This is a genomic window from Janthinobacterium sp. PAMC25594 (assembly GCF_019443505.1).
Taxonomy (GTDB): domain Bacteria; phylum Pseudomonadota; class Gammaproteobacteria; order Burkholderiales; family Burkholderiaceae_D; genus Janthinobacterium.
On record NZ_CP080377.1, the window covers coordinates 1,225,760 to 1,240,350 of the forward strand.

Annotated in this window: 16 protein-coding genes; 11 read left to right on the forward strand and 5 right to left on the reverse strand. The window is 63.9% G+C overall.

What is annotated here, in order from left to right:
- Positions 1–21 precede the first annotated feature (21 nt).
- From flgF to KY494_RS05395, 8 genes are all read left to right on the forward strand, one after another.
- Positions 22–750: a flagellar basal-body rod protein FlgF gene (gene flgF / locus KY494_RS05360; RefSeq protein ID WP_219135539.1), complete on the forward strand. Its 729-nt coding sequence runs from the start codon at positions 22–24 to the stop codon at positions 748–750.
- A 42-nt stretch (positions 751–792) separates the two neighbouring features.
- Positions 793–1,581, forward strand: coding sequence for a flagellar basal-body rod protein FlgG (gene flgG, locus KY494_RS05365; protein ID WP_180338421.1), 789 nt, complete (start codon positions 793–795; stop codon positions 1,579–1,581).
- A complete protein-coding gene (gene flgH, locus KY494_RS05370) occupies positions 1,581–2,255 on the forward strand; it encodes a flagellar basal body L-ring protein FlgH (RefSeq protein ID WP_258194674.1) in 675 nt (224 codons plus the stop codon). Before flgG ends, flgH begins: the two co-directional genes overlap by 1 nt.
- A gap of 9 nt (positions 2,256–2,264) precedes the next feature.
- The gene (locus KY494_RS05375; RefSeq protein WP_219890187.1) at positions 2,265–3,377 is read left to right on the forward strand and encodes a flagellar basal body P-ring protein FlgI; all 1,113 of its coding nucleotides are present in this window, start codon (positions 2,265–2,267) and stop codon (positions 3,375–3,377) included.
- Complete coding sequence (locus tag KY494_RS05380) at positions 3,377–3,781, forward strand: flagellar biosynthesis protein FlgJ (RefSeq protein WP_375143456.1); 405 nt, start codon at positions 3,377–3,379, stop codon at positions 3,779–3,781. The genes KY494_RS05375 and KY494_RS05380 overlap by 1 nt, the downstream gene beginning before the upstream one ends.
- 81 nt (positions 3,782–3,862) lie before the next feature.
- Positions 3,863–5,233, forward strand: coding sequence for a flagellar hook-associated protein FlgK (flgK, locus tag KY494_RS05385; protein ID WP_219890188.1), 1,371 nt, complete (start codon positions 3,863–3,865; stop codon positions 5,231–5,233).
- Between the two features lie 10 nt (positions 5,234–5,243).
- Entirely contained in the window at positions 5,244–6,155 is a 912-nt protein-coding gene (gene flgL, locus KY494_RS05390; RefSeq protein ID WP_219890189.1) for a flagellar hook-associated protein FlgL, read from the forward strand.
- A 5-nt stretch (positions 6,156–6,160) separates the two neighbouring features.
- Positions 6,161–7,204 (forward strand): hypothetical protein, encoded by a 1,044-nt coding sequence (locus KY494_RS05395; protein WP_258194675.1) that lies wholly within the window; start codon positions 6,161–6,163, stop codon positions 7,202–7,204.
- Between the two features lie 39 nt (positions 7,205–7,243).
- Here the strand turns inward: KY494_RS05395 and KY494_RS05400 are convergent, their stop codons facing one another.
- Together KY494_RS05400 and KY494_RS05405 are read right to left on the reverse strand one after the other, a co-directional pair.
- The gene (locus tag KY494_RS05400) at positions 7,244–9,418 is read right to left on the reverse strand and encodes a bifunctional diguanylate cyclase/phosphodiesterase (protein ID WP_306823209.1); all 2,175 of its coding nucleotides are present in this window, start codon (positions 9,416–9,418) and stop codon (positions 7,244–7,246) included.
- 116 nt (positions 9,419–9,534) lie between these two features.
- Positions 9,535–9,993, reverse strand: a complete 459-nt coding sequence (locus KY494_RS05405; protein ID WP_219890190.1) for a hypothetical protein — start codon at positions 9,991–9,993, stop codon at positions 9,535–9,537.
- 194 nt (positions 9,994–10,187) lie between these two features.
- Here KY494_RS05405 and KY494_RS05410 point away from each other — a divergent pair, with 194 nt between their 5' ends.
- Positions 10,188–10,655 (forward strand): PACE efflux transporter, encoded by a 468-nt coding sequence (locus KY494_RS05410; RefSeq protein ID WP_070291265.1) that lies wholly within the window; start codon positions 10,188–10,190, stop codon positions 10,653–10,655.
- Here the strand turns inward: KY494_RS05410 and KY494_RS05415 are convergent.
- Positions 10,631–11,512, reverse strand: a complete 882-nt coding sequence (locus KY494_RS05415) for a LysR family transcriptional regulator (RefSeq protein WP_219890191.1) — start codon at positions 11,510–11,512, stop codon at positions 10,631–10,633. The genes KY494_RS05410 and KY494_RS05415 overlap by 25 nt on opposite strands.
- Before the next feature lie 68 nt (positions 11,513–11,580).
- Here KY494_RS05415 and KY494_RS05420 point away from each other — a divergent pair, with 68 nt between their 5' ends.
- Complete coding sequence (locus tag KY494_RS05420) at positions 11,581–11,784, forward strand: DUF3460 family protein (protein ID WP_219890192.1); 204 nt, start codon at positions 11,581–11,583, stop codon at positions 11,782–11,784.
- A 6-nt stretch (positions 11,785–11,790) separates the two neighbouring features.
- Here the strand turns inward: KY494_RS05420 and KY494_RS05425 are convergent, their stop codons facing one another.
- Together KY494_RS05425 and KY494_RS05430 are read right to left on the reverse strand one after the other, a co-directional pair.
- The gene (locus KY494_RS05425) at positions 11,791–12,318 is read right to left on the reverse strand and encodes a YcbK family protein (RefSeq protein WP_375143476.1); all 528 of its coding nucleotides are present in this window, start codon (positions 12,316–12,318) and stop codon (positions 11,791–11,793) included.
- Positions 12,319–12,639: 321 nt separating this feature from the next.
- Complete coding sequence (locus KY494_RS05430; protein ID WP_219890193.1) at positions 12,640–13,476, reverse strand: EAL domain-containing protein; 837 nt, start codon at positions 13,474–13,476, stop codon at positions 12,640–12,642.
- Between the two features lie 232 nt (positions 13,477–13,708).
- Here KY494_RS05430 and KY494_RS05435 point away from each other — a divergent pair, with 232 nt between their 5' ends.
- On the forward strand, positions 13,709–14,533 hold the full coding sequence (locus KY494_RS05435) for a class II glutamine amidotransferase (RefSeq protein ID WP_219890194.1): 825 nt from the start codon (positions 13,709–13,711) through the stop codon (positions 14,531–14,533).
- Positions 14,534–14,591: the final 58 nt, after the last annotated feature.

Here is a 14,591-nt window from a genome sequence, read left to right on the forward strand (position 1 = left end):
GATACGCAAAGGTAAAAAGCAATGGATGCGCTGATTTATACCGCCATGAGCGGGGCCGATCGTGCCCTGCGGGCACAGCAGGTACACGCCAACAACCTGGCCAATATCGAGACGGGCGGCTTTCGCGCCAACCTGGAAGTGTCCACTGCCCAGCCGCTGCAAAACGGCTATGGCTACGACGACCGCCACATGACGCAGACGCAGTCGAGCGCCGTCGGCACGCGTACGGGCGCCATCAAGGAAACGGGACGCGATCTCGACGTGGCCATCACGGGCAACGGTTTTCTCGCGGTACAGTGGCAAAACGGCGAAGCCTACACGCGCGCCGGCGCCATGGATCTCGATGAAACGGGCGCGCTGACCCTGAACGGCCGGCCCGTGCTGGGCGAAGGCGGCCCCATCACGATTCCCGAGCACACCAGCCTGTCGATCGGCGCCGATGGCACGATCTCCATCCAGGTGCCGGGTACGGCGCAGATGCAGACCGTCGACAAGCTCAAGCTGGTCAATGCCGAAGCGGGCGAGCTGACGAAGAACGAGGCGGGCCTGATCGTGGCGCGCAGCGGCGAAGACTTGCAAGCCGATCCGACGGTGCGCCTGCGCGACCGCCACCTGGAAGGCAGCAACGTCTCGGCCGTCGAGGAAATGGTCGCCACCATGAGCCTGAACCGCAGCTTCGAGATGCAAATGAAAGTATTCAAGGCCAGCGATTCCATGACGGAATCGGGCAACCGCCTGCTCAGTACCTAAGCGTACCCGGCCCAACGCGACGAAATATTCAAGGAGCAATATATGAATCCAGCAATGTGGATCAGCAAGACCGGCGTGCAGGCACAAGATGCCAAACTGCAAGCCATCGCGAACAACCTGGCCAACGTCAATACGGTCGGTTTCAAGCGCGACCGCGTCGTCTTCGAAGACCTGTTTTATCAGGTCGAGCAGCAGCCGGGCACGCAGCGCGCCGACAATACCCTCTCGCCATCGGGCGTACAGCTGGGTAACGGTACCCACATGGTGGGCACGCAAAAGGTGTTTACCACCGGCAGCCTGCAAACGACGAGCCGCGAATTCGACGTCGCCATCACCGGCAACGGCTTTTTGCAAGTACTGCGCCCGAACGGCGAAGCGGCCTACACGCGCGCCGGCCAGCTGGGCATCAATGAAAACGGCGTGATGGTCAACGCCCAGGGCTTGCCGCTGGTGCCGCAGATCACCGTGCCGAACAATGCCACGGCGATCACCATCGGTGAAAACGGCATGGTCACGGCCACCGTGCCGGGCAATGTCAACGGCACCCAGCTGGGCCAGCTGAACCTGACCAGCTTCATCAACCCGACGGGCCTGCTGGCACTCGGTGAAAACCTGTTCCAGGAAACGGCATCGAGCGGCACGCCGACGGAAGGCCGTCCCGGCGAAGGCGCCCTGGGCAAGCTGAAGCAGTTTGCGCTGGAAGGCTCGAACGTGCAGGTGGTCGAAGAGATGGTCGACATGATCGCTGCCCAGCGCACCTATGAAATGAACACCAAGGTGCTGTCGGCCGCCGACAATATGCTGCAATACCTGGCGCAAGCGGCACGCTGATGACAGTCGCCATGAAAGCCACGGCGGCCCTGCTGCTGGTGTTGATGGCCGGTTGCGCCAGCCAGCCGGCGGCGCCGGTGGCGCCCAGCTTTTCCGATACGCCGTTGCCCGTGGCGCCGCGCAGCGCGGCACGCGGCGGCGTGGGCGGCGGCGTGTTCAATCCCGATGCGGGACTGGACCTGATCTCGGACAGCCGCGCCTTCCGCGTGGGCGACGTCGTCACGGTGGCCCTGCAGGAAACCACGCAGGCCAGCAAGAAGGCGGGCACCTCGTTCAACAAGGGCTCGTCCGTCGGCGTGAAGGCGGCCAGCATCCTCGGCAAGACCCTGCCGAAGACGGGCCTTGATCTCTCCGCCGACCGCAACTTCGCCGGCGACTCGACCAGCACGCAGCAAAATGCCTTGTCCGGCGCCATCACCGTGATCGTGCAGGAAGTGCTGCCGAACGGCTTGCTGCGCGTGCAGGGCGAGAAAACGCTGACCCTGAACCAGGGCGAGGAATTCGTGCGCCTGCGCGGCTACCTGCGCGCGGCCGACATCGATTCGAACAACCAGGTCTCGTCCTTGCGCATCGCCAATGCACAGATCGCCTATTCCGGCCAGGGCACCCTGGCCGAAGCCAATACACCGGGCTGGCTGACGCGCTTCTTCGTCGGCCCATGGATGCCGTTTTAAGGTGACCTCATGAAATTTCGTTCCGCCCTGCCCCTGGCAGCCATGCTCGCCGTGCTCTCCGGCCTTGCCCTGCCCGCCAGCGCCGCGCAAGTACTGCGCAACCTGGTCAGCATCGAGGGCGTGCGCGACAACCCGCTGGTCGGCTACGGCCTCGTCGTCGGCCTGAACGGCAGCGGCGACACCACCCAGGTGAAGTTTTCCAGCCAGTCCGTGGTCAACATGCTCAAGCAGTTCGGCGTGAAGATGCCGGACGGCGCCGAAGCGAAAAGCAAGAACGTCGCCACCGTCATGGTCAGCGCCGTATTTCCACCAGGATACCGCCGTGGCCAGGCCATCGACGTCACCGTCTCGTCTCTGGGCGATGCGAAAAGCTTGCGCGGCGGCACCTTGCTGCTGACGCAACTGCGCGCGGCCGACAATGAAACGTATGCGCTGGCGCAAGGCAACGTGGTCGTCGGCGGCTTGAACGCCACCGGCAAGAGCGGCTCGTCCGTCACCGTCAACACGCCCACCTCGGGCCGCATACCCAACGGCGCCAACATCGAGCGCGAGATTATCAGCGACTTTTCCACCAAGCCTTCCGTCACCCTGAACTTGCGCCACCCGCATTTCGAGACGGCCATCAATATCGTCGAAGCCGTGAACCGCCGCTTCGGCGCCGTCGCCACCACGCGCGACGCCACCAGCGTGGACGTGCTGGCGCCGGAAAACCCGACCCAGCGCGTGGCGTTCATGGCCAAGCTGGAAGCGCTGAGCGTCGACGTGGGCGTCGACACGCCGAAAGTGGTCTTCAATTCGCGCACCGGCACCGTGGTCATCGCCGAAGGCTTGCGCGTCAAGGCCGCCGCCGTCACGCACGGCTCGCTGAAAGTGGTCATTTCCGAAAGTTCCAACGTCAGCCAGCCGGCGCCGTTCGGCAGTGGCCAGACCACCGTCACGCCGCAGTCGAAGGTCTCCGTCGACCAGGGCAACGGCAATATGTTCAAATGGCCGGCCGGCGCCAAGCTGCAGTCCATCATCGATGTGGTCAACAGCCTGGGCGCCTCGCCCGACGACATCATGGCAATTTTACAGGCGCTCGACCAGGCTGGCGCCATCGAAGGCGAACTGGTGGTGATTTGATGCTGAATGTAAACGACAGCAGCAGCGCCCTGCCCTCGGCGCTCGATGACAAGACTCCCGCCGCGGCCACGCCGGCAGATCCCCGCTACGCGGCCAAGGCCACCGAGGCGGCCGTCAAGTTCGAAGCCTTCTTCATCTCGCACATGCTGCGCCAGATGCGTTCGGGCACGCGCGAGATGGCGGGCGAGGACAGCGTCTTCAAGGACCCCATCAACAGCGACATGCTGGAAATGGCCGACAACCTGGTTGCCGACAAGATGGCCGGCCAGCGCGCCTTCGGCATCGCCGACGCCATCCTGCGCCAGCTGCTGCCGGCGGCCAATGCGCCCGTTTCGGCTAATGTCACTGGCAAAAACGCTGTCAAGACCGACAATATTGCGGCGCCGCTTAATAAATCCGTCTGAAACGTCGCCTGTACAAGGTAACAACGATTCACTGCCTGCCCACCCGCACGCGCCACACTCTTCACGAAAGAAAATTGCCCAATGAGCATCATCAGCAATGCATTGTCAGGCAGCATCGCCGCCCAGGCCGCACTGAATGCGGCCAGCCAGAACATCGCCAACCTGCAAACGGCGGGCTATACCCGCCAGGGCGTGCTGTTGTCCTCGCTTGGCGCCGGCGTGGGCGTGCGCTCGGCCGGCAATGGCGTGGAAGTGTCGGCCCTGCTGCGCTTTGCCGATGCGTATAAAAGCCAGCAAATGTGGCGCGCCGCGTCCGACCAGGGCGCCCGTGCGCAGACCCAGCCGTACCTGACGCAGCTCGAGCGCGTGATGGGTGACGATGCATCCAGCATCAGCAACGGTATCGACGGCTTCTTCAAGGCCCTGAACGCGGCCGCCGTGGACCCGACGTCGACGCCGCTGCGCCAGCAGATCGTCACCTCCGCCGACGCCATGGCGCAACGCTTCAACAGCATCAGCACCGTCATGGGCAACCAGCTGCTGTCGGTGCAGCAGCAACGGTCAGCGATCGTGCCGCAAGCGAACACGACGCTGGCGAATATCGCCGCGCTGAACCAGCGCATCAGCACCTCCACGGCCTCGGGCACGAATGTGTCGTCGCTGATGGATGCGCGCGACCAGCTGATCGATGGCCTGGCCTCGCAAATGGGCATCGACGTGCTCGACCAGCCGGACGGCTCGCGCAATGTCGCACTGAAATCGGGACAGCCGCTGGTCATCGGCAGCCTGGCCGCTACCCTCAGCAGCAACATGACGAACACGGGCGACCAAACCCTGACCCTCGATTTCGCCAAATCGTCGTACACCCTTGATCCGGTGGCCATCGGCGGCCAGATGGGCGGCCTGGGCGAATTCGAGCAAAATACCCTGAAACCGCTGCAGCAGTCGCTGCAAGACATGGCCACCCAGTTAACCAGCAAGGTCAACACGCAGCTGGCCCTGGGCACGACCATGGCCCCGCCTCCTGGCAATAACGGCACCCCCCTGCTGGTCTACGCGAATGGCAAGCTGGGCATTACTCCCGGCTTCAACGCGAAGGACCTGGCCCTGTCGCTGACGGGCGCCGCTGGTGATAGCGGTAACTTGCAGAAATTAATCGACATCAAAAATCAACCGATCAGCGTCAGCTGGGTGGGTAATGTCCTGATGAGCGATGCCGACACGCAGTTGGTCGGCAAGCTGGGTATCTACAGCCAGCAGAACCAGGCCCTGCTGAAGACCTCCAACACCGTGCGTGCGCAAGCCATCGACGACTGGAAATCCACCAGCGGCGTGAACAAGGACGAGGAAGCGATGAACCTGGTCGAATTCCAGAATATGTACCAGGCAAACATGAAAGTCATTTCCGTGGCGAAGACCTTGTTTGATGCCACTTTGCAAATGATGGGTTAAGGAGAAGAGCATGCGTGTCGCCAGCAGCCAGTACCAATCGCTGATTAATATTTCTCTTCAGCAAAATCAGGAACGCATCAATTACCTGACCCAGCAGATGTCCTCGGGCTTGCGCATCCAGTTGCCTTCGGACGATCCGATCGGCAATGTGCGCATTTCGCGCCTGACGCGCGAGCAAGCCATGGTGAGCCAGTACCAGGACAATATCGCGACGGTGAAAGTGCGCCTGCTGAAAAACGAAAACTACCTGTCGAGCATGGTCACCGACATGGGCCAGGCGCGCGACCTGCTGGTATGGGCCGCAGACGGCAGCAATGCGCCGGACGACCTGAAGGCGATGACGCAATCGCTGATCGCCATGCGCGACAGCGTACTCTACACTGCCAACCTGAAGGACCAGGAAGGCCGCTACATGTTTTCCGGCACCGCTACCGACCAACCCGCAATCAAATACGATGCGGCCGCAAATGCAGGTTCGCGCTACACCTACATCGGCAATACCGACACGCAGACCGTGGTGGTGGGCAATGGCGTGACGCAAACGGCCAACGTCGATGTGGACAAGCTGCAAGTATGGCTGAACAAGATCGACCAGACCATCGAAACGCTGGGCAAGCCCGGCATCAACCCCAGCGATCCGGCCGTGCGCAGCGTGGTGGTCGCCGCGCTCGATGGCACCGATGATGGCATGGAATTGCTTTCAGGCAAAATCGCCATCTTCGGCGGCGCGCAAAACATCCTCTCCACGCTCTCCGGCAATCTGGCCAACGTCTCGCTGTCGAACGACATGGCCTTGTCAGATCTGAAGAAGACCGACATGGGCGCGGCCGCCATTGACCTGAACGGCTACCAGACGGCGCTGCAAGCAACGTACAAGGCCTATTCCAAGGTGGGTACCATTTCCCTGTTTGATCTTCTCTGACCATCATGCAAATCGTTCAGACCTCCTCCTCTTCCGGCGTCAATGCCAAAGGCGCCGGCACAGCCCGCGTCGTCGATGACGCGTCCGCTACCATCAATGGCGGCGCCAGCACGCGCAGCGAGGCGCCAGCGGCGAGGAGTTCGACGGTAAGCCTGAAGCGCGGCCTGAACAACTGGGATCACCAGCTGCAGGGAGAAATTTCCAACGCGCAGCAAACGCTCGATTACCTGGAACGCAGCAGCAGCCAGCTGCAAGCGCTGAAAAGCGAGCTGGCGGCCAAGCTGGCCGCGCGCCAGGGCCGCGAGGGGCAAGTGGAAGCGCGCGTGCGCCAGTTCAGCAATACCTGGCGCCAGCGCGCCAGCGCCTCGGCCGGCACGCTCGATGCACAGCTCAGCTATACCAGCCCGCAGTCGGCACAGCAGCAGTTCAGCATCCGCGGCCTGACCATGGCCAGCCTGCAGGAAGGTCCGCAGGAAGTGCTGGCGTTTTCCGTCGGCGGCGCGAACCAGGCCTTGCGCTCGGTAAATATCGAACCTGGCCTGAGCGAGAGCGAAATCGTGTCCCGCTTCGACCGCGCACTCATGCCGTCAGGCATCGGCGTCAAGCTGGGCGAGAATGGCGAGCTGGTGTTCAGCACGTCAGAAGCGGCCTGGGCCAACGTGCGCGACAGCCTGTCCGTGCGCGGCAGCGGCATCCGCTATCCGACCGGCCAGATGAGCCGCGTGCGCACGGATGCGGAACCGGCCGCCATCGCCCCGGAAGAATGGCATACCGGCGACGTGGAAGCCTTGCGCGCCACCTTGCAGCAAGTGGTGCAGGCGCTGGCGCAGCTGCAGGCGGCGCGCAGTTCCGTCAGCCTGGCGCTGGCGCAAGCGACGGGACGGGTGGCCCGCGCACAACCGGTGCAAGAGAGCGTCAGCATGGATACCCTGGCGGAAAACTTCACGCAAAAGGCCAGCCAGCCCGGCTATGAATCGCTGCTGGCCATCAGCTCGGCCCTGGTCGGCATCAGCCGCGAGCGCGTCGTCGCCCTGCTGGGCCTGAAGTAAGCTCTCCCCCGCGTGCGCTGCCTTGGCGCGCGCGACCGTTCAGGCAGCCGCCTGAGCCGCCAGCAGGCGATCCATCTGTCCTGCCGCTAACACACGGGAAAAGAAATATCCCTGCGCATAATCGCAGCCGGCGGCGCGCAGCAAATCGCGCTGCGATGCCGTTTCCACACCTTCGGCCACGACTTTCAGCCCCAGCCGCTGCGCCAGCGCAATGATCGCCTGGCACAGGCCCAATCCGGCATCGTCGCGTCCCAACTCGCCGATCAGGGAACGGTTGATCTTGAGCATGTCGATATCGGCCGTTTTCAGGCACGCGAGCGATACCTGCCCGCTGCCGAAATCGTCGAGCGCCAGCGCCAGGCCCATGGCGCGCAACTGGCGTAGCCGGTCGACCACTTGGCACGCCTCGTCGAGCAGCACCGCTTCCCTTGTTTCGATGACGATGGCGCCCGGCGCCAGACCCTGGCGCGCCAGATGCCCGCCCCAGTCCTGGTACAGCGCGGCGTCGCAACGAAATTCCACGGCCGACTTGTTGATGCTGATCTGGAACGCGGTGCCATGCTCGTCTTGCCACTGCCGTGCCTGGCGCACCACCTGGCGAAACACCCACTCGCCGATATCGATGATCAGACCGTTCGCCTCGGCAAAGGCGATGAAATCGGCGGGCAGCAGCAGGCCACGCAGCGGATGGCGCCAGCGCAGCAGCGCCTCGGCCCGCTCGATGACGCCATCGCACAGGCGGATGATGGGCTGGTAATGCACTTCGAACTGCTCTTGCGCCAGCGCCAGGCGCATCTCGCGCACCGTGCTGCGGCGCAATTCGGCCGCCTGCTGCAAGGCCGGCGTGAAATAGCTGTAGCCGTTGCGCCCCGCGCTCTTGGCCGCATACATGGCCTGGTCGGCATGCCGCAGCAAGCTGTCCGGCGCCTCGCCGTCAGCCGGATACAGGGCCACGCCCACGCTGGCCGACACTTGCGCCGTGTCGCCATCGAGCAAGAAGGGCAGGGCCAGCGCGGCCGTCAGCTCCTGCAGCACGCGCTCGATGCCGCCCAGCTGCCCCACGCCGGCCAGGATGACGGTGAATTCGTCGCCGCCCAGGCGCGCTACCGTATCGGTGGCGCGCACGCGCTCGCTGATGCGGCGCGCCGCCTGGCGCAGCAGCATGTCGCCCCTCTCGTGGCCCAGGCGGTCATTCACCTGCTTGAAATGGTCGAGGTCGATGAACAGCAGGGCCAGGCACGCGCCCTCGCGTTTGGCATGGGCCGCCTCGTGCTGCAGGCGGTCGAGAAACATGTGGCGGTTTGGCAAGCCCGTCAGCTGATCGAAATTGGCTTGCCGCCAGATGCGCTCGGACGCCGCGCGCTGCGCCGTGATGTCGCTGACCAGCGCCAGCGCCCCCAGGTAGGCGCCGCCGGAGTCGAAGATGGGGTTGGTGGCCAGGGTGGCCCACAAGGTGCTGCCGTCACGCCGCAGGAACTTGAATTCATGGCGTTCGACGATGCCATCCTGGCGCCGCGCAATGTTGCGCTCCAGGATGGCGCGTCCCTCGTCATCCATGAAGGCCGCCAGCGGCTGGCCCAGCATCTCCTCGATATGGCAGCCCAGCATCTGCGCCATCTTCGGATTGACAAAGCTGGTCAGCGCCTGCGCATCGATTTCCCAGATGCCCTCCTCGGCGCTGTGCACGATGCGCCGGAAGCGCTCTTCGCTGCGTTCGAGCGCGGCCAGCTTGCCCTCGGCCTGCTCCAGCACCAGGCGCAGCGCCTGGCCGTTCGGGTCGGCGCTGCCCAGCAGGCTGACGGGCAAGCCGGCCGCGCGCGCGCCGGGACGCGGCGGCGGCGGCTGCACCTGCAGCTGGATGCGCTCGGGCTCGCTGCTATTGAGCACGCGCTCCACGAACTGCTCGTAATCGTGACGGAACGCCTCGTGGATATAGGAACGAAACAGCACGTGGCCGGGCCGTTCCCGCGGCAGGCCGAACAGTTCGGCCGCCACCAGGTTCATCTGCACGATGACGCCATCGAGACCCAGCACAAAATAGGCGACGGGCGCCAGCAGGTACAAGTCGTTGAAATACGCTTGTTCGCGTTCAGCCTTCATCCGTTCCGGACTGAAGACACCATCGTCAAGCAGGGGCGCGACATGCCGCGGCACGTCGTCGTGACCGCGCGGGAAGGAATCCGGAGCAGGTACCGCTTGCGGTGGTGTGTCCATGGCTGTCCTTTGCACGGCCGCCTGGAAAACAGGTGGGTGCTATAGTCAGACTAGCACGCGCCACGCGCAGTGTCGAGCGATGCCTGCCGCGGATAACGATTCCGCCACAAGGCCGATCAGCGGCCCTGCCGCATACTGCGCCGGCGCAAGCCGAAATCATGGCCCACCACCAGCAAGGTGCTGGCCACCAGGCTCGATAGCCCCACGATCAGCTGGATCAGCTTATCGTCAGGCAAGATCCACAGGGACGAGTCCGGCGTCTCGCAGCCCGTCGCCGCACTGATCAATGGAGCCACCCAGGCCGCGTCCGGCGTCACGTCGAGCACGACGGCGCCATCGGCGCTCGTCTGCATATAGATATCGCCCCCTTCAGCGAGGGTAAAGCAGATGCCCACGCCCGTTTCCGTGGCGCGGATATTGTCCTGCATGCTGCGGTTATGTTCCTCGATCCACACTTCCACATCGTACGGCGTTTCCAGGTGCTGCCACGGAACGGGGCGAAAACGGGGACGTTCGTCCGCGCTGGCGGGGGAATCCGGGATATCGGGGATGTTGCTGTCTGCTGCGCCTTGCATGCTCGTTGACCTTTTCTGCGGTGATGTTCTGCGGTGATGCGCGGGAGCGGCTGCCCGCCAGCCGCCATTATCCCTCGTTCGCAGGCAATATGCGATTACGCGCATCAATTCATCAGAAAAACTGACAGCTATTAACTTTTAACATCAGCATGACTGACTTAAAATACGCGCCATCTCTTCTTTACAGGCTTTACATGCAAGGCATCAAACGCAAAATCGTCTACGTCACCGCCTTTGAAATCATCGGCATGGCCATTTCCACGGCCTGGCTGACCCTGCTTTCGGGCGAGTCGCCCACCAGTACCGGGCCGCTGGCGATCATGATCACCACCATTGCCGTGATCTGGAATCTGCTCTACAACACGGCCTTCGAATACTGGGAAATCCGCCAAGTGTCGCGCACGCGCACCGTCTGGCGCCGCATCCTGCACGCGATCGGCTTCCAGATCACCCTCGTCATCTACCTGATCCCGCTGATCGCCTGGTGGCTCGATATCAGCTTGTGGCAAGCGTTCGTGCTGGACTTCGCGCTGATGCTGATCATCCCCTGCTACAGCTTCATCTTCAATTACTTCTTCGACGGCCTGTTCGGCGTGCCCCTGTCGGCGCAGCAGCCCAAGGAAGAGCCTGCTGACGTTCAGGCCGCTTCGCTGAGCAACTGAAGAAAGGACCGCGCCGCCATGCCCAGCGGCCGGTCCTTCCTCCACACCAGGTGGATGGGCACGACCAGGCCATTGCCCGTATTCTTGAACGCCACGCGGCGCACCCGCCCCGCCGCCAGCGAGTCCTTGATGGCCGAGGCGGCAAAATTGCCCCAGCCTAGTCCCGCCTCCACCATCGCCAGCGCCATCGGCAAGCTGTCCGTGCGCCAGTAAGACAAGCCCACCACGGGACGCGCGTCAGCCAGGTCGAGTTCGCGGCTGGCGACGATGATCTGGCGCAAATTCACCAACTCCTCGATATACAGGGGCCGGCCCGCCACGTCGGGCGGATGCTGGGTGGAGATAATTGCCAGCAAGGCATCGCTGCCCACCAGCTGGAACTGTTCCTCGTGATTGATGCGCCCGCCGGCGAAGGCCATGCAGGCGCTGACGCGGCCCCGGTGCAGCATGTCGAGCACATCGTCCTGCGGCGCCGTCAGCACTTCGATGTCGAGCAAGGGATGGCGCTGCGACAGCGCGCGCACGGCCGCCAGGAACGGCGTATGGTCGAGTTCGGCCGCGATGCCCAGCGAAATGCGGCTTTCCAGCCCCTGCGACAATTCCTGTACGTGCAGGTGCAACTGCTTCAGCTGTTCGGCGATCAGGCGCGCATGGGGCAGCAGCGCCAGTGCGGCCGGCGTGGGCACGGCTTCGCGCGCGCCCCGGTCGAACAGGGCGATGCCCAGTTCCGCCTCGATATTGGCCATCGCCATGCTGACGGCCGACGGCGCCCGGCGCAGGGCGCGCGCGGCGGCCGAAAACGAACCGCCGTCGACGACGGCCAGGAACAGTTCGATGTTATGGCTGGAGAGTTTCATGGAAGAGAGCGCGGCACTTTTGCGCGCGCCAGAGGTCAAAAGCCAGGCAAGGCAAGAAAGGAGCAGCCATGCCGCATCGACTTCCCTACCGCCGCAGCGGTTATGTATCGGACTTTACCCGCTTTATCGACGGCTATCTGCAAGCGCATCCCGCAGTGCGGGAAAGCCAGCGCCAGGGCTGGCGCATCTGGTGGGAGCGCCCCGTGAATTTCGACGAGTGGCGGCGCGCCGGCACCGATAGCGTGCCGGAGCCGCCCTACCACTACGACTAAAAAGTCTTAGCCTTTCCAGACCCGCTGCAATCCCGTATCGGCATGAATCCAGCCGCCACGGGGGCCGGAGCGGTAATAAAAGCCCACGCCGCCCTGCTTGAAGCTGCGTACCAGCGAACCGAGCACTTCCGCGTTCAGGTTCGCCACGCGGATGTCGGCGGCGCGGCCCGAGATGTGCAGCGACTGGCGCGCCGCCGGCACACCCGCTTCGCGCAGGCGGCTGTTCGACTCGGCCGTGCGGTAGCCCGACAGGATCTCCAGCGGCTGCTCGATGCCGTAGCGGGCCACGAACGCTTGCGTGCCCCACAGGGTTTCCAGCAGTTTCGGGTCGATGGGGGCCGTCTTCTTGCCGTTCACGTCGCGCAGCAAGTGGCACAGCTCCTGGTAGGCCGAATCGATGACTTCGCCATCTTTCCAGTACAGCAATTTCGCCTTTTCATTGCTGGCCGGGCGCACCACTTCCAGGGTGCGCGGCTTGAGCCAGAATTCCAGGTCCAGCGCCTGCGCATCAAAGATGTCGGGAGGCGGTTCCATCTCCGTGATCGCCTGGCGCGACTGCGACGTGATCGAACGGTCGACGCTGGCCAGTTGCGTCGGCTGGGACGGCACGCCCGTGCGCGGCGCGCGCGGCTTGGCGCCGGCCGAGGCCGAGGCCGGAGCGGCCGTGCGCGAAGCGCAGCCGATGAGTGGGGTGGCTACCAGGCCCAGCGCGGCCAGGCCCATACCGTGATGTAGAAAATTTCTGCGCGATGCCATAGTCAGTCCAATGTAACGATGGGAATACTATAGCGTATTGTGCTGCGAAGAAAAACCCTCAATGCCTATCGTGTCGCCCTCATTTCAGCATTGGATGCCCTATGCGGCGGCCGCGCCGGCCGCGACGTCGCGGTTTGCCTGCGCCAGCGCCGTCAGAGGCTTGTCAAGCAGATAACCCTGGGCGACGATGGGCAAGCCCGTGAGCGTGGCGACGCGCTGCAGCGCGGCCAGCGCGGCCGGCGTATCGAGGCGCTTGAAGATGACGCGGATTTTCGCCGCATGGCACACGGTGACGAAGCTGGCGACGGCCCCCTCGTCGCTGAGGTTGCCAGCGTCGAGCTTGAACGCATGCGGGTGCAAACGCTCCAGCATGCCCGTGGCCTCCTGCACGCTGGCCACGTTGATGGCCAGGCGGAAACCGTTGCGCCGGTAATTGTCGGCCACGTAGTTGAGCAGCCAGCCCTGGTTCGGCGTCACCGTCGGCAATTGCAGCACGATGCGCTCGATGGGCAAGCCCAGCGCGTCGAGGATGCGCTGGAAGGCGTGGCCGTGATTGCTGCTGACGGCGCTCAGCAGGCGGTCGTGCACGTTCAGGTACAGATCGGACTGCTCCGCTTCGCCCTGGCGAAAAAAATTGATGGCGTGCAGCATGCGGCACAGCCGGTCCAGCTCCACCGATTCGTCGTCGCTGGCCGCGTGATCGAGCAAACGCCACAGCGACAAGCCCTCGTCCGCCTTCGACACGCTGCGCGCCAGCCCCTCGAACGCCACCAGCTTGCCGGCGTCGAGTTCGCGCAGCGGCTGGAAGGCGCTGGTCATGGTGCAATTGAAAAAGCGCCCCAGCGCCCTGCCCTCGTCGTCGAGCCAGACGCTGGTGCCGGCCTGGGTTTGGTGCGACAGACGGGCCAGGTAGTTTTTCAGGACGGGAAATGGCATACGTGCTCCTTCATCGGGCCGCGCCGGTCTCCCGCATGGGGAGGACGGCGCCAAAGTGTGCAGAGTAAGGCAGCCCCAAGCAAAGGAGAACGAATGGTTTCGCCATTTGATATGCGCCCAGCACATAAGAGATGCGACGGCCAGCGCATAACGATAGATGGAAACATTCGTTCCCGCCCCTGGCGAGCGCCCTTACTGTGGGCGTGTACCGATACCATCAGGAAGGGCCGCCATGTGCCAGTTACTTGCAATGAACAGCAGCAAACCGGCCGCGCTGGGATTTTCCTTTGCCGGCTTTGCCGAGCGGGGCGGACGCACGGACGAGCACCGCGACGGCTGGGGCATCGCCTATCATTCCAGTAGCGGCTGCACCCTGCTGACGGACCATCTGGCGGCCGTCGATTCGCCGCTGGCGGCCATCGTGCAGCAGCATCCCGTGAAGGCGAAAAACATCGTCGCGCACATCCGCAAGGCCACGCAGGGCCGCATCGCCCCGGAAAACACCCACCCGTTCGCCCGCGAACTGTGGGGCAAGACCTGGTCCTTTGCCCACAATGGCGACCTCAAAACGTGGCGCCCGCCCGCCAATGCCTGCTACCGCGCCAGCGGCGACACGGACAGCGAACAGGCGTTTTGCCACCTGCTGGCCCGCTTGCGCACGCGGTTTCCCGCAGGTGAACCGGTGCGCGCCGCGCTGCGCGCCGCCATCGGCGAGGTGGCGCGCGAGATTGCCGCGCACGGCAGCTTCAATTTCATCCTGTCGGACGGCGAACTGCTGTTTGCCCACTGTTCCACGCATTTGCACTACGTGATACGCGAATACCCGTTTTCCGTGGCGCAACTGATCGACTGCGAGCGCAGTATCGACTTTCGCCAGCACAACCACCTGGACGACCGCATCGCCGTCATCGCCACGCATCCGCTGACGCAAAACGAAGACTGGCTGGCGTTCGCGCCCGGCGAACTGAAACTGTTTGCCGGCGGCACCTTGCTGCCAGCAAACGATAGCGCGCAACAAGGCATGCAACAAGGCGTGTATATCCAGATCAGTTACTGAAGGGAAATATGCAAAGTGAGGAAATGGCCCGCCGCCGGATGGGCGGGCTGAAGTGCGG

Coding starts and splice junctions, on each gene's coding strand:
- flgF (WP_219135539.1), top strand. CDS start 22: ATGGATGCGCTGATTTATACCGCCATGAGCGGGGCCGATCGTGCCCTG.
- flgG (WP_180338421.1), top strand. CDS start 793: ATGAATCCAGCAATGTGGATCAGCAAGACCGGCGTGCAGGCACAAGAT.
- flgH (WP_258194674.1), top strand. CDS start 1,581: ATGACAGTCGCCATGAAAGCCACGGCGGCCCTGCTGCTGGTGTTGATG.
- KY494_RS05375 (WP_219890187.1), top strand. CDS start 2,265: ATGAAATTTCGTTCCGCCCTGCCCCTGGCAGCCATGCTCGCCGTGCTC.
- KY494_RS05380 (WP_375143456.1), top strand. CDS start 3,377: ATGCTGAATGTAAACGACAGCAGCAGCGCCCTGCCCTCGGCGCTCGAT.
- flgK (WP_219890188.1), top strand. CDS start 3,863: ATGAGCATCATCAGCAATGCATTGTCAGGCAGCATCGCCGCCCAGGCC.
- flgL (WP_219890189.1), top strand. CDS start 5,244: ATGCGTGTCGCCAGCAGCCAGTACCAATCGCTGATTAATATTTCTCTT.
- KY494_RS05395 (WP_258194675.1), top strand. CDS start 6,161: ATGCAAATCGTTCAGACCTCCTCCTCTTCCGGCGTCAATGCCAAAGGC.
- KY494_RS05400 (WP_306823209.1), bottom strand. CDS start 9,418: ATGGACACACCACCGCAAGCGGTACCTGCTCCGGATTCCTTCCCGCGC.
- KY494_RS05405 (WP_219890190.1), bottom strand. CDS start 9,993: ATGCAAGGCGCAGCAGACAGCAACATCCCCGATATCCCGGATTCCCCC.
- KY494_RS05410 (WP_070291265.1), top strand. CDS start 10,188: ATGCAAGGCATCAAACGCAAAATCGTCTACGTCACCGCCTTTGAAATC.
- KY494_RS05415 (WP_219890191.1), bottom strand. CDS start 11,512: ATGAAACTCTCCAGCCATAACATCGAACTGTTCCTGGCCGTCGTCGAC.
- KY494_RS05420 (WP_219890192.1), top strand. CDS start 11,581: ATGCCGCATCGACTTCCCTACCGCCGCAGCGGTTATGTATCGGACTTT.
- KY494_RS05425 (WP_375143476.1), bottom strand. CDS start 12,318: ATGGAACCGCCTCCCGACATCTTTGATGCGCAGGCGCTGGACCTGGAA.
- KY494_RS05430 (WP_219890193.1), bottom strand. CDS start 13,476: ATGCCATTTCCCGTCCTGAAAAACTACCTGGCCCGTCTGTCGCACCAA.
- KY494_RS05435 (WP_219890194.1), top strand. CDS start 13,709: ATGTGCCAGTTACTTGCAATGAACAGCAGCAAACCGGCCGCGCTGGGA.